Origin of the sequence: Pontibacterium sinense (assembly GCF_015209595.1) — a bacterium.
In the GTDB taxonomy this organism is placed as follows: domain Bacteria; phylum Pseudomonadota; class Gammaproteobacteria; order Pseudomonadales; family Balneatricaceae; genus Pontibacterium; species Pontibacterium sinense.
This window is the reverse complement of record NZ_JADEYS010000005.1, coordinates 156158-178758: the sequence shown is the minus strand read 5'-3', so window position 1 is coordinate 178758 and position 22601 is coordinate 156158. Positions and strand designations below refer to the sequence as shown.

At 52.9% G+C, this 22601-nt stretch carries 22 protein-coding genes; 5 read left to right on the top strand and 17 right to left on the bottom strand.

Going from position 1 to position 22601, the window contains the following annotated elements; genetic code table 11:
* Positions 1-45 precede the first annotated feature (45 nt).
* Positions 46-666, bottom strand: coding sequence for a thiopurine S-methyltransferase (locus IOQ59_RS06900; RefSeq protein WP_193952539.1), 621 nt, complete (start codon positions 664-666; stop codon positions 46-48).
* Between the two features lie 125 nt (positions 667-791).
* Between IOQ59_RS06900 and fabA the strand changes: the two genes are divergently transcribed.
* Together fabA and fabB are read left to right on the top strand one after the other, a co-directional pair.
* Positions 792-1307, top strand: coding sequence for a bifunctional 3-hydroxydecanoyl-ACP dehydratase/trans-2-decenoyl-ACP isomerase (gene fabA, locus IOQ59_RS06895; RefSeq protein WP_193952538.1), 516 nt, complete (start codon positions 792-794; stop codon positions 1305-1307).
* 150 nt (positions 1308-1457) lie between these two features.
* A complete protein-coding gene (fabB, locus tag IOQ59_RS06890) occupies positions 1458-2675 on the top strand; it encodes a beta-ketoacyl-ACP synthase I (RefSeq protein ID WP_193952537.1) in 1218 nt (405 codons plus the stop codon).
* Positions 2676-2822: 147 nt separating this feature from the next.
* Here the strand turns inward: fabB and fusA are convergent, their stop codons facing one another.
* Together fusA and IOQ59_RS06880 are read right to left on the bottom strand one after the other, a co-directional pair.
* Positions 2823-4907 (bottom strand): elongation factor G, encoded by a 2085-nt coding sequence (fusA, locus tag IOQ59_RS06885; RefSeq protein WP_193952536.1) that lies wholly within the window; start codon positions 4905-4907, stop codon positions 2823-2825.
* 244 nt (positions 4908-5151) lie between these two features.
* Positions 5152-6450 carry an NCS2 family permease gene (locus IOQ59_RS06880; RefSeq protein ID WP_193952535.1) on the bottom strand — a complete coding sequence of 433 codons (1299 nt, stop codon included), beginning with the start codon at positions 6448-6450 and terminating at the stop codon, positions 5152-5154.
* Between the two features lie 178 nt (positions 6451-6628).
* On the opposite strand from IOQ59_RS06880, the gene IOQ59_RS06875 reads away from it, so the two are divergent.
* Entirely contained in the window at positions 6629-7192 is a 564-nt protein-coding gene (locus IOQ59_RS06875) for a phosphoribosyltransferase (RefSeq protein ID WP_193952534.1), read from the top strand.
* 81 nt (positions 7193-7273) lie between these two features.
* On the opposite strand, the gene IOQ59_RS06870 is transcribed toward IOQ59_RS06875, so the two are convergent.
* From IOQ59_RS06870 to moaA, 7 genes are all read right to left on the bottom strand, one after another.
* Positions 7274-8011 (bottom strand): lysophospholipid acyltransferase family protein, encoded by a 738-nt coding sequence (locus IOQ59_RS06870; protein ID WP_193952533.1) that lies wholly within the window; start codon positions 8009-8011, stop codon positions 7274-7276.
* Positions 8012-8014: 3 nt separating this feature from the next.
* Positions 8015-8269, bottom strand: a complete 255-nt coding sequence (moaD, locus tag IOQ59_RS06865) for a molybdopterin converting factor subunit 1 (RefSeq protein WP_228050733.1) — start codon at positions 8267-8269, stop codon at positions 8015-8017.
* Positions 8269-8751 carry a cyclic pyranopterin monophosphate synthase MoaC gene (moaC, locus tag IOQ59_RS06860; protein ID WP_193952532.1) on the bottom strand — a complete coding sequence of 161 codons (483 nt, stop codon included), beginning with the start codon at positions 8749-8751 and terminating at the stop codon, positions 8269-8271. The genes moaD and moaC overlap by 1 nt, the downstream gene beginning before the upstream one ends.
* Positions 8748-9878 carry a 1-acyl-sn-glycerol-3-phosphate acyltransferase gene (locus tag IOQ59_RS06855; protein ID WP_193952531.1) on the bottom strand — a complete coding sequence of 377 codons (1131 nt, stop codon included), beginning with the start codon at positions 9876-9878 and terminating at the stop codon, positions 8748-8750. Before IOQ59_RS06855 ends, moaC begins: the two co-directional genes overlap by 4 nt.
* Positions 9879-10003: 125 nt before the next feature.
* Complete coding sequence (locus IOQ59_RS06850) at positions 10004-11221, bottom strand: molybdopterin molybdotransferase MoeA (RefSeq protein ID WP_193952530.1); 1218 nt, start codon at positions 11219-11221, stop codon at positions 10004-10006.
* A 42-nt stretch (positions 11222-11263) separates the two neighbouring features.
* Positions 11264-11803, bottom strand: a complete 540-nt coding sequence (moaB, locus tag IOQ59_RS06845) for a molybdenum cofactor biosynthesis protein B (protein ID WP_193952529.1) — start codon at positions 11801-11803, stop codon at positions 11264-11266.
* A gap of 119 nt (positions 11804-11922) precedes the next feature.
* Positions 11923-12933 carry a GTP 3',8-cyclase MoaA gene (moaA, locus tag IOQ59_RS06840; RefSeq protein WP_193952528.1) on the bottom strand — a complete coding sequence of 337 codons (1011 nt, stop codon included), beginning with the start codon at positions 12931-12933 and terminating at the stop codon, positions 11923-11925.
* A 123-nt stretch (positions 12934-13056) separates the two neighbouring features.
* On the opposite strand from moaA, the gene IOQ59_RS06835 reads away from it, so the two are divergent.
* Positions 13057-13443, top strand: coding sequence for a SirB2 family protein (locus IOQ59_RS06835; protein WP_193952527.1), 387 nt, complete (start codon positions 13057-13059; stop codon positions 13441-13443).
* A gap of 15 nt (positions 13444-13458) precedes the next feature.
* Here IOQ59_RS06835 and rfbD read toward each other — a convergent pair whose 3' ends face one another.
* The 6 genes from rfbD to IOQ59_RS06805 all read right to left on the bottom strand — a co-directional run bounded on the left by rfbD (position 13459) and on the right by IOQ59_RS06805 (position 20586).
* On the bottom strand, positions 13459-14388 hold the full coding sequence (rfbD, locus tag IOQ59_RS06830; RefSeq protein WP_193952526.1) for a dTDP-4-dehydrorhamnose reductase: 930 nt from the start codon (positions 14386-14388) through the stop codon (positions 13459-13461).
* Positions 14389-14539: 151 nt separating this feature from the next.
* A complete protein-coding gene (locus IOQ59_RS06825) occupies positions 14540-14755 on the bottom strand; it encodes a formate dehydrogenase subunit delta (protein ID WP_193952525.1) in 216 nt (71 codons plus the stop codon).
* Positions 14756-14771: 16 nt separating this feature from the next.
* A complete protein-coding gene (gene fdhD / locus IOQ59_RS06820; RefSeq protein WP_228050732.1) occupies positions 14772-15629 on the bottom strand; it encodes a formate dehydrogenase accessory sulfurtransferase FdhD in 858 nt (285 codons plus the stop codon).
* Positions 15630-18509 (bottom strand): formate dehydrogenase subunit alpha, encoded by a 2880-nt coding sequence (gene fdhF / locus IOQ59_RS06815; protein ID WP_193952523.1) that lies wholly within the window; start codon positions 18507-18509, stop codon positions 15630-15632.
* A 2-nt stretch (positions 18510-18511) separates the two neighbouring features.
* Positions 18512-20089, bottom strand: a complete 1578-nt coding sequence (locus IOQ59_RS06810; RefSeq protein WP_193952522.1) for a formate dehydrogenase beta subunit — start codon at positions 20087-20089, stop codon at positions 18512-18514.
* Positions 20089-20586, bottom strand: a complete 498-nt coding sequence (locus IOQ59_RS06805) for a formate dehydrogenase subunit gamma (RefSeq protein WP_193952521.1) — start codon at positions 20584-20586, stop codon at positions 20089-20091. Before IOQ59_RS06805 ends, IOQ59_RS06810 begins: the two co-directional genes overlap by 1 nt.
* Positions 20587-20723: 137 nt before the next feature.
* On the opposite strand from IOQ59_RS06805, the gene IOQ59_RS06800 reads away from it, so the two are divergent.
* Positions 20724-21785 carry a substrate-binding domain-containing protein gene (locus IOQ59_RS06800; RefSeq protein ID WP_193952520.1) on the top strand — a complete coding sequence of 354 codons (1062 nt, stop codon included), beginning with the start codon at positions 20724-20726 and terminating at the stop codon, positions 21783-21785.
* Positions 21786-21946: 161 nt separating this feature from the next.
* On the opposite strand, the gene ssb is transcribed toward IOQ59_RS06800, so the two are convergent.
* On the bottom strand, positions 21947-22525 hold the full coding sequence (gene ssb, locus IOQ59_RS06795) for a single-stranded DNA-binding protein (protein ID WP_193952519.1): 579 nt from the start codon (positions 22523-22525) through the stop codon (positions 21947-21949).
* Between the last annotated feature and the right edge of the window lie 76 nt (positions 22526-22601).

The window sequence follows — 22601 nt, the reverse complement described above, 5'->3', positions numbered from 1 at the left end:
CCAACGCCGGACGATCACTCCGGCGTTTTTACCCCAGCCCTTACCTCAGCTTTTATCCGTTAATCGATAAGCTATATCCTGCCGCCCAGCACTATCATCCCGCTCACTCAAACGCTCAACCTGAAAGCGCGACGAAAATAGCGCCCCTACTTCAGACTCCACCACACTAAACGGCGGCCCCTGCTCACCTTCGAACTCCATTGTGATCAACAATACGGACACCCCCGCCGGCAAACGCTCGATCAACATCCGCGCATATTGTTTACGCATTTCCGGCGGCAGCGCTACCAATGCAGCACGATCATAGACCGCCCTCGCATCTTTCAGCTGAGCCGCCGATAAAGAGAAAACATCTCCGCACAGCAATTCAACACCATCACACCCGTAATGTAGATAAGTCGCGCCCTGCCGAACCACTGGCTCCGCGTTACGCTCAGCGAAAAATGCTTCACATGCACTTTGACTAAGCTCAACACCCATGACCGGATGCCCCTGCTCACGTAACCAGAGCATATCGCTACTCTTGCCACACAAAGGCACGAGCACCTGCCCTTCCGAGCCCACATCCAGGCCGGACCAATACGCCTGCAACTGAGAATTAAACTCATCCTGGTGGAAGCCGATACGACCTTCCGCCCAACGTGCATGCCAAAAAGCGTGCTCCATAACGACCTCTACACCTTAAGTTTTAAACTTTTTACAGATTTTAACTGACACAAGCCGTGCCACACAGAGCCCAAAACGGTATAATCACGCGATATTTTAAGAAAAATCTGGGTAAACAGTTTCCAATGACAAGACCTTCCTCTTTTAATCGCGATGAGCTGCTGTCATGTGGCCACGGTGAAATGTTCGGTCCGGGCAACGCCCGTCTTCCAATCGGCAACATGCTGATGATGGATCGAATCCTGACAATCACTGAAGACGGTGGCGAATTCGGCAAAGGCGAAATCATTGCCGAGCTGGACATCAATCCTGACCTCTGGTTCTTCGGCTGCCATTTCGAGGAAGACCCTGTTATGCCAGGCTGTCTGGGCCTGGATGCTATGTGGCAGATCGTTGGCTTTTACCTGGGCTGGCGCGGCAACAAAGGCCGCGGACGCGCACTGGGCTCTGGCGAAGTAAAATTCTTCGGCCAGGTACTGCCTACCGCCAAAAAAGTTACCTATCACGTACAGCTGAAACGCGTCATCGAACGCAAGCTGGTTATGGGCATCGCAGACGCTTCCATGTCTGTTGATGGCCGCGAAATCTACACCGCAAAAGATCTGCGCGTTGGTCTGTTCACTTCGACTGACGACTTCTGATCAATTTGGCGGTCTTACAATAAAGACCGCCATAACCCCTATTGCTGATAATTCTTATCATTGACGATTTGCCAAACGATACAGATTATCGGGAAATACTGGGTTATTTGCTGTGCATAAAATAAACGAGTGGAATAAGAGAGGCATCACATGCGACGGGTAGTAGTTACCGGTATGGGAATCGTGTCCTGCCTGGGCACAGATAAGGAATCTGTCCTGGAGTCTTTGCAACAGGGCCGCTCCGGCATCAAGTTCCAGGAAGATTACAAAGAGCGCGGTTTCCGCAGCCACGTAGCAGGCAGTATTGATATCGACTTCTCCGAGAAGATCGATCGCAAACTGTTGCGCTTCATGGGTGATGCCGCAGCATACACTTACATTGCAATGAACGAAGCCATTGCAGATTCTGGCCTTAGCGAAGACCAGGTATCCAACGAGCGCACAGGCCTGGTTGTAGGCTCTGGCGGCGCATCTGCAGCTAACATCGTAGAAAGCGCAGACATCACCCGCGAGAAGGGCGTTAAGCGCGTTGGCCCTTACCGCGTAACCCGCACCATGGGCTCAACTGTTTCCGCTTGCCTGGCAACACCATTCAAGATCAAAGGCGTGAACTACTCCATCACCTCTGCATGCGCAACCAGCGCTCACTGCATCGGCAACGCTATGGAGCAAATTCAGCTGGGTAAACAGGACGTAGTATTCGCCGGCGGCGGCGAAGAACTGCACTGGGCACAGACAGCGATGTTTGACGCCATGGGCGCACTGTCCAGCAAGTACAACGAAACACCAGAAGAAGCTTCCCGCGCATACGACGCAAACCGCGACGGTTTCGTTATTGCAGGCGGCGCAGGTGTACTGGTTATCGAAGAGCTGGAACACGCCAAAGCACGCGGCGCTAAAATCTACGCTGAACTGGTAGGCTATGGTGCAACGTCTGATGGTTACGACATGGTCGCACCTTCCGGCGAAGGCGCTGTTCGCTGCATGAAGCAGGCAATGGCAACAGTCGATGGCCCGGTTGATTACATCAACGCACACGGCACATCCACACCTGCAGGCGACATGCAGGAACTGAAGGCAATGAAAGAAACCTTCGGCGACGACATGCCAAAAGTCAGCTCAACTAAATCCCTGTCCGGCCACTCTCTTGGAGCAGCTGGCGTTCAGGAAGCGGTTTACTGCCTGCTGATGCAAGAGAACGACTTCATCTGCGCTTCCGCTAATATCAGCGAAATCGACCCAGCAGCTGAAGGCCTGCCAATCGTAACCAAGCGCGAAGACAACGTGACGCTAAACCGCGTAATGTCTAACAGCTTCGGCTTCGGCGGCACCAACGCTACTCTGGTATTCGAAAAACTGCAGAGCTAAGCGGCACGAAAACCAAAAAAACCGCCCTATGGCGGTTTTTTTATGCCTGCAATTTAGCCTTAAACAAACCACTCACTTTTTACAGGCAAAATAAAACCCCGATGATTTACATCACCGGGGTTTCTTAGCAGCGTAGCTTATACCAAATTACTTGGCAGCTTTACGCGCTTTCTCTTCCGCGATTACAGTTTCAGCAACTGAGTTCGGGCAAGGCATGTAGTGGGAGAACTCCATGGAGAACTGACCACGACCAGAAGTGATAGTACGCAGGTGACCGATGTAACCAAACATCTCGGACAGAGGAACGTCTGCCTTGATACGAACACCAGTAGTACCCGCTTCCTGATCCTTGATCATGCCGCGACGACGGTTCAGGTCACCGATAACATCACCAACGTGATCGTCTGGAGTGAACACATCAACCTTCATGATAGGCTCGATCAGCTGTGGGCCCGCCTTAGGCATAGACTGACGGAACGCACCTTTTGCTGCGATCTCAAACGCTACAGCAGAGGAGTCAACGGCGTGGAAACCACCATCGTACAGCTCAATCTCAACGTCCAGTACAGGGAAGCCAGCCAATGGACCTTCATCCATCATGCCTTTGAAGCCTTTCTCTACAGCTGGGAAGAATTCCTTAGGAACGTTACCACCAACAACAGTAGAGGAGAACTTGAAGCCAGTACCTGGCTCACCTGGTTTGATACGGTAATCAACTTTACCGAACTGACCAGAACCACCGGACTGTTTCTTGTGCGTGTAGCTATCATCGATTGGCTGAGTGATAGTCTCACGGTAAGCAACCTGCGGCTGACCTACTTCCAGCTCAACGCCGTAAGTACGCTTCAGGATGTCTACTTTGATATCCAGGTGCAGCTCACCCATACCTTTCAGGATGGTTTCACCGGAATCTTCGTCAGTCTCAACGACAAACGTTGGATCTTCTGCAACCATCTTACCGATCGCAACACCCATCTTCTCAGTAGACGCCTTATCTTTAGGCGATACTGCGATAGAGATTACCGGCTCAGGGAAGATCATTGGCTCCAGAGTACATTCGTTCTTCGGATCACACAGAGTGTGACCAGTCTGAACGTTCTTCATACCAACAACAGCCAGGATGTCGCCCGCCTGAGCAGTGCTCAGCTCGGTACGCTCATCGGCGTGCATCTCAACCATACGGCCGATACGCTCAGTTTTGCCAGTGAAGGAGTTCAGGATGGTATCACCCTTGTTCAGCACACCAGAGTAAATACGGATAAAGGTCAGGGCGCCGAAACGGTCATCCATGATCTTAAATGCCAGCGCACGGAAAGGCTCATCGGTAGATACAGTTGCAACTTCACCTGTTGGCTCACCAACTTCGTCAGTCAGAGGCTGTGCTTCAACTTCTGTTGGGCTTGGCAGGTAATCAACAACCGCATCCAGCACCAGCTGAACACCTTTGTTCTTAAATGCAGAACCACAGTAAGTCGGGAAGAAGTCCAGCGCGATAGTACCCTTACGGATGCAACGCTTGATGTCTTCGATAGAAGGCTCTTCACCATCCATGTAAGCCATCATCAGATCATCGTCCTGCTCAACAGCAGTTTCAATCATCTTCTCACGGTACATCTCTACGTCATCAACCATGTCCGCAGGGATATCAACGATTTCGAAGTTTTCTGGCTTACCAGAATCATCCCAAACAAACGCAGTACGAGACAGCAGGTCAACCAGACCAACGAAGTTCTCTTCGATGCCGATTGGCAGAGTCATAACCAGTGGGTTAGCACCCAGTACGTTTTCAACCTGGTCTACAACGCGCAGGAAGTCTGCACCCATGCGGTCCAGTTTGTTAACGAAAATGATACGTGCAACTTCAGATTCGTTCGCGTAACGCCAGTTAGTCTCAGACTGAGGCTCAACACCACCGGAACCACAGAATACACCAACACCACCATCCAGTACTTTCAGGGAACGGTATACTTCAACAGTGAAGTCTACGTGCCCCGGAGTATCGATGATGTTGAAACGGTGATCTTTCCAGTAACAAGTCGTCGCAGCAGACTGGATGGTAATACCACGCTCAGCTTCCTGCTCCATGAAGTCGGTAGTTGATTCACCATCGTGAACCTCACCGGTCTTATGGATTTTACCGGTCAGTTTCAGGATACGTTCGGTTGTGGTCGTTTTACCCGCGTCAACGTGGGCGAAAATACCAATATTACGGTAATGGGATAAATCTGCCATTTCATCTCTCGATATTTGGGGGCGTATATTGCGCGAAAGGATACAGGAAATCGCCCCACAAGTGGAGCCATTCGCCGCGAAAAGCCGGTTTTTTTAACACGAACGGGTTAAGTTCTTGTCATTTAAGGATATTCACTAATGGTCATATTTATTCAGATGGACTAAAGAAGCCGGTGATTCGTAAAGTTCACGTTCACAACACCTGAAACGGAAGCCTTTGGCTCCCGTATCGACACAGCATAACTCAGATAAAGGCATGATACGCGATTAGAGCAACCGCCAGAACCACCATCACTGGATGGATATCTCTAACCTTACCTGTAAAGGTGTGGATCAGCACGTAGGAGATCACCCCCAGCGTAATACCGTGCGCAATAGAATAGGTAAATGGCATAGCGATAATGGTCAGGAAAGCCGGCACACCATCTTCCAGCTTATTCCAATCCATCTCTTTGGCCGCAGACATCATCATCGCACCCACCACAATCAGCGCCGGAGCGGTTGCCAATGCAGGCACTGCTACAAACAATGGTGTAAAAAACAGGGCCAGCAGGAACAGCGCGGCCACCACGACAGCCGTCAGGCCGGTACGCCCACCCTCTTCAATACCTGTCGCCGATTCAATATACGTAGTCACTGTACTGGTACCCAACAAGGAACCCGCTGTGGTGCCGGTGGCATCGGCCATAAACGCCTTGTCTGCACCCGGTAGTTCACCCTTTTTGTTCAGGAAGCCGCCGAGACGACCCACACCCAGCAAGGTCCCTGCCGTATCGAAGATATCAACAAACAAAAAGGCGATGACGACAGTGATCAACGTCGCATTAAAGATTTGACTGAAGTCCAGCGCCATAAAGGTTTCTTCAGGCAGGCTCGGCATGGCAACGATCGATTCAGGCATTGGTGACAGTCCGGAGAACCAGGCAATCAGCGTCAGGCTGACAATACCAATCAGAATCGCACCTTTAACCTGCTTCACCACCAGCGCGGCCGTCAACACGATCCCCGCCAACGCCAACAGCACCGCCGGATCATGCAGATCGCCTAAGGTCACCAATGTCGCCGGATGATCAACCGTCAGCTTCGCACCCTGAAAACCGATAATCGCCAGAAACAGACCAATACCGGTCATCGTGGCGATCTTAATACAATGCGGGATCGCGTTAATCAGCTTGGTACGCACCCCCGTCATCGCCAGCGCCATAAAGAGCAGGCCTTCAATAAACACCGCAACCAACGCAATCTGCCAATCAACCCCCATACCTTTGACGACACCAAAGGTGAAATAGGCGTTCAACCCCATTCCCGGCGCTAGTGCAAACGGGTAGTTGGCAAATACACCCATGATCAAGGTTGCAACAGCCGCCGCCAGCGCGGTTGCAATGGCCACATCGTTTGCAGGCATCCCCGCCAGACTCAGGATCTGAGGGTTCACAAACAGGATGTAGGACATGGTCAAAAACGTGGTAATACCCGCCCGGATTTCGGTTTTGATATCACTGCCACGTTCGGAAATTTTGAAATACTGATTCAGTGCATTCATTCAGTCTTTACCGTTCTTGAGACTAAGATGGATCATTAAGGCGGCAAGATTATCAGGCTTCAGATTTAAGGACACGAATTTATGTCAATTAAGCCTTCGTCTTAAGTTGCACCTTATAAAAAGACTGCATACAGTAGCGGCCTTTCCACCCGATCCACAGATAGAAGAAGGCACCACTATGGTTGATAAGGTATATGTAAGCGCGCAGGAACTGCTGGAAGACTCTTTCCGTCTGGCGCTTGAAGTGCTCAAAAGCGATTTCCGTCCCGACTTTATCGTTGGCGTTTGGCGCGGGGGTACTCCGGTAGGCATCGCTGTACAAGAGCTGCTGGATAACATGGGTGTCAAAACCGACCATATTGCCATCCGCACATCCTCATACGCAGGCATTGGCACACGTAATAAGGAAGTCCGCGTCCATGGCCTGGATTATCTGGTCCGCAATATCAACCAGCCTGATTCACTGCTGATTGTGGATGACGTCTTTGACACAGGCCTGAGTATTGAAGCGGTGATCAAGACATTAAAAGATAAAGCGCGTCTGAATACACCACACGATATTCGTATCGCCACCCCTTATTACAAACCGTCAAACAACAAAACGGATCTGGAACCGGATTACTATATCCACAAGTCAGAAGACTGGCTGGTATTCCCGCACGAACTGCAGGGACTGGATCGGGAAGAGATGATGGCGAATAAGCCGGGGCTGAAAGAGATCTTTGAAGAGTATGGCGTTTAAAAACGCCGTGTAATTTGGCGAGGAGACAGGCTGGGTTTTCACCCAACCTGTTGAATCGTGCGCTAACAGTAAGGAAGCCGATCAGGCGACGTTCATCCTCTTCATCTCTTCCAGCAACCAACCGGCAGAGTCTTCGTGCACTTCGTCGACCGTGCGCTCATGGGTATCCACAACCGGCCCCACTTTGACCGTCACTGTACCGGGATATTTCACAAAACTTTTTCCCGGCCAGAAGATGCCCGCGTCATGTACGATAGGAATAATGGGCACACCGGCACTGGCTGCTAGCATCGCACCACCTTTGTTAAACTTACCCGTTTTCCCCACCGGTACGCGCGTACCTTGCGGAAAGATCAGCACCGGAATGTCCTCTTCCAGCCGTTCTTTTCCTTGTTTCAGCAACTGCTTCAACGCACCACGACGCTTACTGCGATCCAGCGCAATCGGCTTCAGCAAACCTAACGCCCAGCCAAAGAAAGGAATTTTCAATAACTCCTGCTTTAACACCGCACTCTGCGGACGCACCATCGTTTGGAAGAACAAGGTTTCCCATTCGCTGGAATGGTTCGATACCACCACGTAACTGCTATCTTTGGGCAACTTCTCTGCGCCCTGAATATCAACTTTTAAACCGCAGCAGACCCGCAGCCAGAACATATAGAAAAAGTTGATGCCGGTGATCAACTTAAAACGCGCGCGAAACGGCATCATCGGAGCAATCAACAGACACATCGAGGAATACACGATCGTGACCAGATAGAAGCCGATGTAATAGATTACCGCCCGCACATAAAGTAACGGGGAGTCTTTCTGAGCCATTCCTTAACCTCCTGTTACTGGCGGAAAGAACGCCACCTCGTCACCATCAGCGACCGGGTGATCTTCCTCTACCATCTCCTGATTCACCGCCACCAGCACATTGGCGGCCTGTAACGTCTGTTGCCAGACCGCATCACGATCACTGACAATATGCCCAATCAGATCCGCTACATTTGATACCGTCGCAGGCAGATCCATCTGTTCACGGTCCTGCCCCAGCTTTTCGCGAAAGCTGGCAAAGTACACCAGAGTAACCATTATTTATCTCCCGCCTGCCAGTGACCGCTCTTACCGCCTTTCTTCTCCAGCAGTTTCACTTCACTGATCACCATACCTTTATCAACCGCTTTGCACATGTCGTAGATCGTCAGTGCAGCAACCGACGCAGCCGTCAGCGCTTCCATCTCTACGCCGGTCTGGCCCGCCAACTTGCAGGTGGCACTAATTTCAACACTGTTACGCTCAGCGTTTGGTTCAAGATCAACAGTGACTTTGCTCAGCATCAGCGGATGGCACAACGGTATCAGGTCACTGGTGCGTTTCGCAGCCTGAATACCTGCAATACGTGCCACGGCCAGCACATCACCTTTTTTATGGCCACCTTCGGTGATCAACTGTAAGGTTTCCGGCGTCATCAATACTTCTGCACACGCGGTTGCTTCGCGAGTGGTCACTGCTTTTTCGGACACATCCACCATATTGGCGTTGCCCTGTTCATCCAGATGGGTCAGACGGCTCATGAGTTCTCCTGGGCCTTAGCCTTGCGCTGGTTCATCACGGGGTTCGCATACATTTCACGCAAAATTTCGCGTGCACCCGGCGCGACGGACTCCAGCCTAGCATTAAATTCAGCCTGCTCTTCAGCACTGGTTTCATCACCACATCCAGCAGCGATCAGGTTAGAGCTATGCAGGTGGTAGTTTCCGCGGATCTGGCGATCAATCTCTTCTGCCATCGCTTCCGGCGTTTCGAAATCGCCCCGCACCACTTCACCAAAGGCCACATGTACACGTCCTTTGTTACCGGTGATGCCTTTGACGATACTTTCAATATCCTCAAACTGCCCTTTTTCGTACTCGCCATCCTTTTGCAGCGCATACAGCTCGTTTGCTTTCAGCGCATCGCAAGGATCATACTCATATGAGATGGAAACCGGCACAATGTTCAACCGTCCCATCGCCTCACTGAAGCTACGCTTCGCTTTGCGGTGAGACATATAAAACATCTTCAGGATGGTTGGATCAGTCTGGTCGTTACCGTCTTTTGCGCGGCCTTCCTGTTGCGCGATCCAGATGGACTGACCATCGTGCACAATGCTGTGATCGATATAGGTCGATAACTGAGTCAGGGCTTTCATCACTTCACGCGGTGCGGTCGCAGAGCGATTGACAATAAAGCTCTTATTCAGGCGCATCAGATCAGACACATAGGGCTTGCGCAGCAGGTTGTCACCAATCGCGATACGCAGCGTATCCATGCCGTACTGGAAACGTACCCAGTTAACAAACGCCGGATCCATGGCGATATCACGGTGGTTGGAGATAAACAGATAGGACTCACCCGGATCCAACTGATCGATGCCCGAGCAGCTGAGCTTGGTCGTGCTGCGGGCAACCATCTTCTCCATGTACTTCGCCACCAACACCTGGAAGTCACGGACGTTATTCACATCACCCATCTCGCGCGCCAGAGCGATCCTGACAACAGGTTTCAACAACCAGCTGAGATACTTCGAGGCGTTCGGAAACTGATAACCAGTAATTGCCGAGATCAGTTCATCGTTGTACAGCAGTCGGTTGAGCACCTCAGCTACTTCCTGATCCTTATATGGACGAATCTCGCGAAACGGATCCTGCTGCTCTGCCATTAGCCCCTCAGTTTTATTACCAGATGTTGAAAAAAGTCGCCCATTTTACCGTTTTAAGCGGCAACTTACAGCGTAAGAATACACAGCAGCGACACGGATCAATAATCCGCCCGCTGCTGCACAGATCATGAAAGAAGTTCAGAGAAGGGAATAAAGCCGACAAGATCACCTTCAGCGACCTGAATATCCGGTGCGATCACCGCCAGACCGTTCGCCCAGCTGGCTGATGACAACATCCCGGAACTTTGATTCGCAAACGGTACGATACGCCCGTTTTCAAAACGCGCCCGCAGATATTCCTGCCGCACGATCGCTCGATTACGGGTAAAACCTGCCGGCGCTTGTAACATCAGCGGCGCTTCAACCTCTGCGCCTTGCTGTTTCAGCAGGCAGGGACGCGCCAACAGACAGAAGGTAATCAGGCTAGATGCGGGGTTGCCCGGCAAACCAAAAAATGGAACGCCTTGCACCTGACCATACGCCAGCGGCTTACCCGGTTTGATTTTGATACGCCACAGGTCGAGGCGGCCGAGCTTTTCGACCACCCCTTTTACATGATCTTCTTCACCCACCGATACACCGCCAGTGCTGATAATCACATCCGCCTGCTGCGCGGCTTCACGCAAAGCGCGTTCGGTATCTTCTGCAGTATCATGCACCCGCCCGAGATCGACCAGCTGCATGCCTAGCTTTTCAACCAAACCGGCCAGCAGAAAACGATTGGAGTTATAGATCTGCCCCGCAGCCAACGGCTGCCCCGGTTCCACCAGCTCATCGCCGGTGCACAGCAGCGCGACTTTGAGAGGGCGATAGGCCTGCACTTCGGCCAACCCCGTCGAGGCCAGCACACCCAGATCGGCGGGCTGCAATCGGGTCCCTTTGGCCAGCGTGGCGGCCCCTTGTTGAATATCCTGACCTTGCGGACGGATATTTTGCATCGACTTTACAGCTGCCGGGAACACCACACGCTCACCCTCAATGCGGGTTTGCTCCTGCATCACCACCGCATCGGCCCCCGCAGGAATCTCTGCACCGGTAAAGATCCGTGCACAGGTCCCTGACTGCAGCGTACCCGGTGCCTGACCTGCAGGGATCCGGGCACTGACTGTGAGGGCAGTTTCCTGCTCCGCATGCAGATCGGCAATGTTCACCACGTAACCGTCCATGCTGCTATTGTCTGCGGGTGGTACATCCACCGCAGCAACCGGCGAATCAGCCAAAACGCGGCCCACAGCATCGGCGACGGCAATCGTCTCAATATCAGTAGTCGCCACCGTATTACCCAGCAGACGAGACAACGCTTCGTCGATTGGCATCAGACCCGGATTATCACAGCTGCTCATTGCTCTCTCCTTATTCCTACCAAGACACGGCCCAAGGCCGCCTTAGTTCGCGCCCTGAGCGCTGTGTTTCAGGATCATTTCTACAAAGTTGCATGGACGGAAACGATTATCTAGCTGATCTTTGATCACCTTCTCCCAGCCGGTACGGCAAGCACCGGTGGAACCTGGCAAACAGAAGATCACGGTGCCATTCGCCAAACCACCAATCGCCCGGGACTGAATAGTGGAGGTGCCGATCTCTTCGAAAGAAACTTGACGGAACAACTCACCAAACCCTTCAATCTCCTTGTCGAAGAGCGGTTTCATCGCTTCTGGCGTAGAGTCACGATTCGCGAATCCGGTACCGCCGGTAGAAACAATCACCTGTACCTGAGGGTCTGCGATCCACTGGGAGGTCACCGCACGCATCTGATAGACATCGTCCTTAACAATCTTTTTCTCAACCAGTGTGTGACCCGCAGCCTGAAGGCATTCAACCAGTGTCAGACCGGATTTATCGGTCACCTCATCACGGGTATCAGAAACAGTCAGAACAGCGATATTCAGCGGAATAAACTCAGCCTTGGCGGATGCGTGGCCCATTGTTGGAAACTCCTGAAACTATGGCAAATAAGTGCGTGCGCAGACCTATAACAGGTGCGCAAAATCGAAGAAAGGCACCACTGTATCACAACAGCGGTGAGGGAAAAGGCTGACGCTAATCAGCCCCCAGTCATATTCATAAAGCGGATAATCTGCGGCTCATCGTCTTCCAGATCAAACCAATGACGTTCAGGTTTGAGATGCATGGAATCAATGATCGCCTGCTGCAGCAATGCGCGGTCACCCGGATTAGCACGCATCACCTTGCGCAGATCCACCGAGTGCTCATTACCCAGGCAGAGTAACAGACGGCCTTCAACGGTCACCCGCACACGGTTACATTCGCTACAGAAGTTGTGGCTGTGAGGTGAGATAAAACCCACCCGACTATCACTGTCGTTCATACGGAAATAACGAGACGGTCCGGCGGTGCGCTCGGTGGTCGCCAGCAAGGGATAACGTTGCTCGATAATCTGCTGCACTTCATCACTGGAACAATACGCTTCAGCTCGGTCATGCTCCGTAATACCGCCGAGGGGCATCTCTTCGATAAAGCTGACATCAATCTGCTTATCACGGGCGAAATCGACCAGATCCAACACTTCGTCATCATTACGACCGCGCATCACCACAGCATTCAGTTTGATACGCTCAAACCCGGCTTCACGTGCGGCATCAATACCTGCCAGCACCTGATCAAGTTTGTCGCTGCGGGTCATACGCTGAAAACGATCACGCTGCAGACTGTCGAGGCTGATATTGAGGCGGGATACACCTGCGTCTTTCAGATCACCGGCCATATGCCCCAACTGGGAACCGTTGGTAGTAATCACCAGATCCACCGGCAACTTGCCGATCTCGCGAATCAGGTCCATCACGCCACGGCGTACCAGCGGCTCACCGCCAGTCAGTCGGATTTTTTTAACACCCAGATCAGAAAACGATGCGGCAACGTTGTAGATCTCTTCGAGCGTCAGCACTTGCTGCTTGGGCAGAAACTCCATCTTCTCGCTCATGCAATACACACAGCGGAAGTCGCAGCGATCGGTCACCGATAAACGGACATAATCAACGCGGCGGCCGAAGTCATCAATCAGTGCTTGTTTTTGTTGTTCAGATTGAGAGTTCATAACTAACCAATATCAATGCACAGTGCTTTATATAGATCTAATATACGACACTGTATAAAAAACATACGCCCATCTTAGCACGGAAATTTTGGCTATATCCTTATACCCATTAGATATTCAAAAATGAGCTATCTGGCAATAAAACATATTCATGTCACGGCGGTTATTCTCAGCCTGACATTTTTCCTCTTTCGTGGCTGGTGCATGATGCAGAAACCACGCCTACTCAGTAAACGCTGGATGCGGATCGGACCTGACATCGTCGATACCGTTCTGCTGGTCAGCGCCGGAACTCTGGCCTTCAAACTACAGCAGTATCCTTTTGTGGACAGCTGGCTGACAGCAAAAGTTCTGGGATTGCTGGTTTATATTGTGTTGGGCAGTATCGCGCTGCGTCGTGGACGGACCCGAGCAATACGCATTGCGGCCTTAACGGGCGCGATCTGTACAGCCGGTTATATCGTTGCGGTGGCGCTGACTCACCACCCTGAACCCTGGCTGATACTCTGACGGCCCCGCCGGGGATTAGTCTTGCAGTGCCTGTTTGCGGCTCTGATAGTGAAAGCGGATAACTTCTGACAGATCACTACGCCAAGGCCGCTGATGGATACCAAAGGTATTGAGCAGTTTTTTACACTCCAGCACAGATGAGCTGGGGCGCTGCGCTTCTTTAGGGTAATGACTGGCGCTGACTGACGTCAGTTTTTCCATCGCCAACTCTTCATATCCCATCGCCAGAGAAATAATTTCTTTGCAGAAACTGTAGCGGTTCGTCACTTCCGCACCACAGTAGTGATACGTACCCCAGGCTTCAGCGCCATTGTGTATCTGCTTCAGCATCGCCAGCACCACACGGGCCAGGTCGGAGGCAGCGGTTGGGTTACCGATACGATCATTCACGGCTTTGATTTCCAACTGCGAACGCGCACGCTCCAACGTTCGTGTCACAAAGTTATTACCGCTTTCGCTAAATATCCAGCTAGCGCGCAGAATCAGGTGTTGCGGCAAAACACGGCGCAACGCTTCTTCACCCTGCCATTTACTGTCGCCATATACCCCCAGCGGGGACACTTCATCGTCTTCACGATAACCACTGTCATAGTGACCGTCGAAGACAAAATCACTGGAAAGATGTACTACCGGGATAGAGAGATCTCCACAGGCCGCGGCCAGCTTCTCTACACCTTCGGCGTTTACGGCATAACAGCGCTCATGCTCATGCTGAGCCGCATCAACACCGTTAAAACCCGCACAGTTTATGACGTAATCGGGCAGATACAGATCCAGCTTCTCGCGAATCTGCTCTTGCGACGTGATATCCAGTTCCTTCGGTCCCAAACCGACGACCGAGAAAAAAGGCTCATCGTCAGCCCCCTGCACAATGGCAGAACCGACCTGTCCGGTGGCGCCTGTCACCAGAATTTTTACAGGCTGTGTGTAATCTTCGAACGTCATATTCGGCGTAAAACCTATCCTTCAGAACAACATCAATACTGTGGCGTCAGACCACTGAATAAATCTGCTAATTCTTTCGATAATAGAGTTTTATCCTTTGCTGTAAAGCAAAAGCGTTGTGCACTGGCGAAAATACAACCAGCACACTTGGTTAAAGTTGTGCAATAGCCACCCGAGCAGCCGGATTCAATTCTTCTCCCCCGGCCTCTAAGTACGCCTGTATCTGCTGTTTCATTGAACGCGCCCAGAAGCGACTCAGGTGACCCGAAACCACATGAGCAACTGCGGCATCATCCCCCACATGACGATTATTCTCGGCGATCTGATTGGCCATCCGGATCAGGCTGGCTAGCTGATGACTCCCCATCGTTTGGTATTCCTCTTTATTCTTCAGTAGCGCGGTGATACACCACGTGACGGCCGGGACGGGCAAACCCAATTAAGTTTAACCCCGCTTCCTGCGCCATTTTTAGAGCCAGTGCGGTGGGCGCTGATACAGCCACCAGCGTTGCAACACCACAACGGCTGCTTTTATAAACCATTTCGTAACTGGCCCGACTGGATACCAGGACAAAACCTGTGTTCAACTCGATCTCACTACGGCGCAGATACCCCAGCAGCTTATCCAGCGCATTATGGCGTCCAATATCTTCCCGTAGCTGCAGGATATTGCCCTGCCCGTCACACCATGCCGCACCATGAAACGCTCCGGTCATCGCTTGCAAAGGCTGGTGTTTTGCCAACGCGGCAACCGCCGCTTCAACAGCCTGACCCTCAACCAACGGTTGCGCTTCGACATGGCCTACCGGACGCATCACCTCCTGCAGAGACTCAGCCCCACACAGACCACACCCGGTGCGCCCTGTCAGATTACGCCGCCGTTTCTTCAGTTCCATCTGACGTTGCGCAGCAATACTCAGGTGTACTTCCACACCGGCCAGCAGATTTTCCGGATCATACTGAACAACGATGTCGTAGACCTCAGCAACCTGTTCGATAATTCCTTCACTCAGGCTAAAGCCCACTGCAAAGTCTTCCAGGTCACTGGGGGACGCCATCATCACCACATGGGAGATGCCGTTGTAGATCAATGCAACCGGCACTTCCTGCGCGATCAGATCATCTGCCTGCGTATTGCCATCTTGCTGGAAACGCTCCACCGAGACGGACACATAACAGCGATCCTGTTCGGTGGGCGGTTGCTCCCGCTTAGCGTGCTGTACAGGTCGGGCGGCCATCATCTATACCCTGCTGCGGGACTTACGACCACGCCCTTCGGCGCGTGCCTTGGCCAGCAATGCCTGCTGTTGTTCATCAAAGTTGCGATAACGCTCCTGCCATTCCGATGGCTGGTTCACCTTAACCACTTGCACCGCGGTAACCTTGTACTCAGGACAGTTGGTCGCCCAATCCGAGTTATCGGTCGTGACAACGTTGGCACCACTGCCTGGATGATGGAACGTCGTATAGACCACACCTGGCTGCATACGATCGCTGATACGCGCACGCATCACAGTCTCACCGGCACGGCTGGCAACACCCAACCAATCACCCTCGTTCACACCCCGCTCCTCGGCATCGTGCGGATGCAGTTCCAGCACATCTTCATCATGCCACACCTGATTATCGGTACGACGTGTCTGAGCACCGACATTGTATTGGGACAGAATACGCCCCGTTGTCAGCAACAGCGGGAAGCGGCGACTGGAACGTTCTTCCGTTGCCACGTATTCGGTAATGGCGAAGTGCGCCTTACCAATCGGGAAGCTCTCCAGGTGCATCGTCGGTGTTCCGTCCGGTGCAGACTCATTACAGGGCCACTGAATACTGCCCAGCTCTTCCAGACGGTCGTAACTCACGCCGGTAAACGTTGGCGTCAGAGCTGCGATCTCGTCCATGATCTCGGACGGATCCTGATAATCCATCGGATAACCCAAGGCATTGGACAGCAACATCGTCACTTCCCAGTCCGCTTTTCCTGCCAAAGGTGGCATCACCTTACGCACGCGGTTAATGCGGCGCTCGGCATTGGTAAAGGTACCGTCTTTTTCCAGGAAAGATGAACCCGGCAGGAAAACATGGGCAAACTTCGCGGTTTCGTTAAGGAAAATATCCTGCACGATCAAACAGTCCAGTGCCTTCAGCGCCGCCTCTACATGGCTGGTATTCGGATCGGACTGGGCGATATCTTCACCCTGGCAGTAAAGGCCACGGAAGGTACCATCCAGCGCCGCATCAAACATGTTCGGAATACGCAGGCCCGGTTCGTTATCCAGTTCCACATTCCAGCGTGCTTCAAAGCGACTGCGTACTGCATCATCTGCTACATGCTGGTATCCCGGCAACTCATGCGGGAAGGAGCCCATATCACAGGACCCCTGCACATTGTTCTGACCGCGCAGCGGGTTTACACCCACACCTTCACGACCGATATTGCCGGTCGCCAGCGCGAGATTGGCAATACCCATTACCATGCTGGAACCCTGACTGTGCTCAGTCACACCCAAGCCGTAATAGATCGCCGCGTTACCCGCTTGTGCGTACAGACGGGCTGCACTGCGCAGTTCATCAGCAGGGATGCCGGTGATCGCTTCAGTCTGCTCCGGTGCATGCTGCGGCTCGGAGATAAAGGTACGCCATGCCTGATACGCCTGTTCTTCACAACGCTCTGCGATAAACGCACTATCTTCCAGACCTTCGGTCACGATCACATGGGCCATGGCATTCACAAACGCCACGTTGCTACCCGGACGCAGCTTCAGGTGATGCTGGGTTTCAACGTGCGGGCTTTTCACCAGATCGATACGGCGCGGATCCACGACGATCAACTTAGCGCCTTCACGTAGACGGCGTTTCAACAGGGACCCAAACACTGGATGGGCATCGGTTGGGTTCGCCCCAATCACCATCACCAGATCAGCGTGCATCACTGAATCAAATGTCTGCGTGCCAGCGGATTCACCCAGCGTGGTTTTCAGGCCGTAACCGGTGGGCGAGTGGCACACACGGGCACAGGTATCGGTATTGTTGTTACCAAACGCCGCACGGATCAGTTTCTGTACCAGATAAGTTTCTTCATTGGTGCAACGTGATGAGGTAATCCCCCCGATGCTTTCACGGCCGTGCTCAGCCTGAATAGCGCGCATACGTTCAGCGGCAAAACTGATTGCCTCGTCCCAGGACACTTCCTGCCACGGCTGATCGATAGAGTCACGAATCATCGGCTGGGTAATACGATCTTCATGGGTCGCGTAACCAAACGCAAAACGGCCTTTAACGCAGGAGTGGCCGTGGTTTGCCTGTCCGTCTTTATACGGCACCATGCGGATCACTTCGCTGCCTTTCATGTCAGCCTTAAAGGAACAACCCACACCACAATACGCACAGGTGGTCACCACCGAGTGCTCCGGCTGACCCGCATCAATCACCGATTTTTCCATCAGTGTCGAGGTCGGGCAGCTCTGCACGCAGGCGCCACAGGAGACACACTCTGAATCCAGAAACGGCTGATCCTGACCCGGCGAGACGGTGGAATCAAAACCACGTCCGGAGATCGTCAGCGCAAAGGTGCCCTGCACCTCTTCACAGGCCCGCACACAGCGGGAGCAGACAATACATTTGCTCGGATCGAAGGTGAAATACGGGTTAGATTCATCCTTCTGGGCATCCAGATGGTTGTCACCCTTAAAGCCGTAACGCACTTCGCGCAAACCCACCGCTCCGGCCATATCCTGTAGTTCACAATCACCGTTGCTCGGACAGGTCAAACAGTCCAGCGGGTGGTCGGAGATATACAGTTCCATGATATTGCGGCGCAAGCGGGCCAATTTGTCGGTCTGGGTATTCACCTGCATACCCGCTTCCACCGGGGTGGTGCAGGATGCGGGCGTACCGCGACGACCTTCGATCTCAACGGCACAGATACGGCAGGAACCAAAGGCTTCCAGATTATCGGAGGCACAGAGTTTCGGAATATTGATATCGGCTTCCGCCGCGGCACGCAGCACTGAAGTACCTTCCGGTACCGTCACCGCTACGCCATCAATCTGCAGGGTAATCAGGTTTTCTGACAATCGCGCCGGAGTGCCGTAATCTTTGTTTGGATCAAAATGCTGCAACATGATCAGACACCTCCGTCAGCTGTCTTAGGTTCGAAATCTTCTGGGAAATACTTCACCGCGCTCTGGACCGGGAACGGGGTCATTCCCCCCATCGCACACAACGAGCCATCAATCATGGTGTCACAAAGATCACCCAGCAGTTCCAGATTGGCTTCACGGTTTTCGTTGTTGCGGATACGGTCGATCACCTCCACCCCACGGGTAGAGCCGATACGACACGGCGTACATTTACCGCAGGATTCAGCCACGCAGAACTCCATGGAGAATCGTGCCTGCTCGGACATATCCACCGTATCATCAAAAACCACCACACCGCCGTGGCCCAGGACCGCGCCGATCGCAGAAAAGGCTTCATAATCCAGTGGTGTATCCCACTGGCTTTCCGGCATATACGCGCCCAGCGGACCGCCCACCTGTACTGCACGGGCCGGACGACCAGAGAACGTACCTTCACCGAAGTCTTCGATCAGTTCACGTAGGGTGAGACCAAATGCCAGCTCAATCAGTCCGCCGCGTTTAATATTGCCAGCCAGCTGAAACGGCAACGTGCCCAGTGAACGTCCCATGCCAAAATCGGCATACGCCTGCGCACCTTTGTCCATAATGAACGGGATGGCAGCCAGTGAAAGTACGTTGTTAACCACCGTGGGCTGACCAAACAAACCTTCGATTGCGGGCAGTGGCGGCTTAGCGCGCACCAGACCTCTCTTACCTTCCAGGCTCTCCAGCAAAGAGGTCTCTTCACCACAGATATAGGCCTCGGCACCTAAACGCACCTCCAGCTGGAAAGCGTGGCCGCTGCCGCAGATGTTATGACCCAGGAACCCTGCCGCTTCGGCCTTAGCAATGGCTTCATTCAGAATCTGATGCGCCACCGGATACTCTGAGCGCAGGTAGATGTAACCCTGAGTGGCACCCACAGCCAGACCGGCAATCGTCATGCCTTCGATCAGCATGTAAGGGTCCGCTTCCATCACCATACGATCGGCAAAGGTACCGGAATCACCTTCATCAGCGTTGCAGACAATGTATTTCTGACCAGACAGGTCCGTAGGCACCGCATCCAGCACCGTCTGCCACTTGATACCCGTTGGGAAGGCCGCACCGCCACGGCCGCGCAGGCCAGACGCTTTCACCGCGTCAACAATATCCTGCGCACTCATCGCCAGCGCATTACGCAGGCCGGCAAAGCCATCATGTTGCTGGTAATCGTCCAGCGACACCGGATCGGTAATCCCGGCACGGGCGAAGGTCAGACGCTGTTGTTTTTTCAGGTAAGGGATCTCTTCGGCCAGACCCAGGCTCAAAGGATGTGCCTGCTCCCCCTTAAGCATGCCCTGTTCCAGCAAACTGTCGATATCCGCACAAGTCACCGGACCGTATCCGACGCGCCCCGCAGGTGTTTCCACCTCAACCATCGGCTCAAGCCAGAACAAACCACGCGAACCGTTGCGTACAATCTGAACATGATCATTACGCTGTTCTGCGGCAGCCGTAAATTCAGCCGCCAGCTGCTCAGCGCCCAATGCCAGCGATGTGGTGTCCCGCGGGATAAATACTTTAACGCTCGTACCGGTCATCACTTCACCTCCAGGGACTGGGTGGTGAGTTCGTTCACCAGTTGATCAAAACGCTCATTGCTGACACGCGCAACGATCTCGTCATCCACTCGCACAGAGGGGCCGCAGGCGCAGTTGCCCAGACAGAACACCTTCTCCAGCGTGATCTCACGGTCAGCGGTGGTCTGGTGATACTCCACGCCCAGGCGTTCCTGTGCGTAAGCCTCTAACTGCCGGGCACCACGTGCCTGACAAGCCTCTGCGGCACAGATCTGGACGATATGACGACCCGGTGGCGTGGTCCGGAAGTGGTGATAGAAACTGATGACGCCGTGTACTTCAGCCCGTGACAGGTTAAGTTCTGCGGCAATCATAACGACCGAGCTTTCAGGAACGTAGCCTTCACTGTCCTGAATACCGTGGAGAATTGGCAAAAGCGCACCGGGCTTATGTTTAAGCCCTTCAATAATGCCTGCCACACGTTGCTCGCGCTGCTCATCGAAAGCGATTGTAGTCATGTGATGTAGTACTCGGCTCTTGTTTTTATATATGCACTAAAATACATATTTGATCATTATCTAGACGTGATAATGTCTGTTTTATGATTTTAAAGTAGCATTGACGCTAATAATTAAAAATATGAAATGTTGTTCATATGAAGAGAATACAAGTTGTACCGACCTGGTCTTTCCGTGATAGCAGCGGTAACCAGTTGAATCCCCAGTTATTTTCCCTGCTACGAGCGATTCACGAAGAAGGCAAGCTCACTGCGGCAACTAAAAAAGCGGGCATCTCCTACCGTCACGGCTGGAACCTGCTCAACACCTGGGCGGCATTTTTTGGTGTCCCTTTGGTTGAATTACAAAAGGGCCGGGGTGCCCATCTGACTGCACTGGGTGAGAAACTGATCTGGGCTGAGCAACGCGTGGTCGCCCGTCTGGAGCCGCAACTGGAAAGCCTGACATCGGATCTGAATATGGAGATACACCGGGCACTGGAAGGAGTCAGCCCGCTCTTACGGGTGCACGCCAGCCACGGTTACGCAGTGGCGTTATTACCGGATTATGCCGACGGCATCCAACTGGATCTGCAATATAAAAGTGCCGAGGAAGCGCTGGCATCGCTTAGCAGGGGCAACTGCGAAGTTGCGGGGTTCCACCTACCTACCAGTGTGATCAGCCCCCAATTAATTGAAAGCTACAGCCGATATTTGAAACCCCGTGTGCATAAAGTGATCCGCTTTATTACCCGCCGTCAGGGGCTGATCATCAAAGCGGACAACCCCCATGAGATCCATGGCCTGCAGGATCTGATCAAACCGGAAGTACGCTTTATCAATCGCCAGAAAGACTCTGGTACACGTGTACTACTGGACGAGATGCTGTATCAGCAAGATATCGACAGCCAGCATATCACGGGGTTTGAAAATGAGGAGTTCACCCACTCTGCGGTGGCGGCCTACGTCGCATCGGGGATGGCCGATGTAGGCATGGGGGTGGAAGCCGCTGCACGGCAATTTGGCTTAGGCTTTATTCCGCTGGAAGACGAATACTATCTATTGGTCTGCCATCATCGTAATTTGGAGCAAGCCGCCATGGAGCGACTGCTTCAGAACATTCGCAGCCCGTTGTTCCAGCAAGCTGTAATGCAGCTGCCCGGCTATACGCCGGACCGCTGTGGTGAAGTGGTGTCGGTGGACAGCGTACTACCCAAATAGCCCCTTACAGGCAATGCCGTAGTGACGCTCTTCCTTTCACACAGGCATCCATTCGCTGGATCAGACACAGAACCGCTTCAACGCGATGCGTTTACAGATCGACGCATACAAAAAAGGCCCCGCGCAATGCGGAGCCTTTTTAAATCGTAACAAACGGCGATTTAGAACGGGATATCGTCGTCGAAATCGTCGAAGCCTTGTGCTGGCTGCTGAGGCGCCGGCTGAGACTGAGGAGCCGCTTGCTGAGGCGCCTGCTGCTGATAATTCTGCTGTGGCTGCTGTTGCTGGTAGTTCTGCTGTGGCGCCTGCTGCTGGTAACCCTGCTGCTGAGACTGCTGTGGCTGCTGCTGTTGATAGCCACCGCCGCCCTGACCCTGCTGTTGGAAACCACCGCCATCACCACCACGGCCGCCCAGCATCTGCATTTCGCTGGCAACGATCTCGGTCGTGTATTTATCCTGACCATTGTTGTCCTGCCACTTACGTGTGCGCAGGGAGCCTTCAATATAGATCTGAGAACCTTTACGCAGATACTCACCTGCGATCTCAGCAAGACGATTGAAGAAGACTACACGGTGCCACTCAGTACGTTCCTGCTGCTGACCGCTCTGCTTGTCTTTCCAGCTTTCGCTGGTCGCAATAGTAACGTTAGTTACTGCACCGCCAGAGGGCATGTAACGAACCTCAGGATCGCCACCCAGATTACCCACAAGAATTACTTTGTTAACGCCACGAGCCATGAAAATCTCCAGTTAAAATTCGTTGCTTAACGTCGTCCCTGACCACCCTGAAAAGGGGTGTTCACTATGGGTGTAG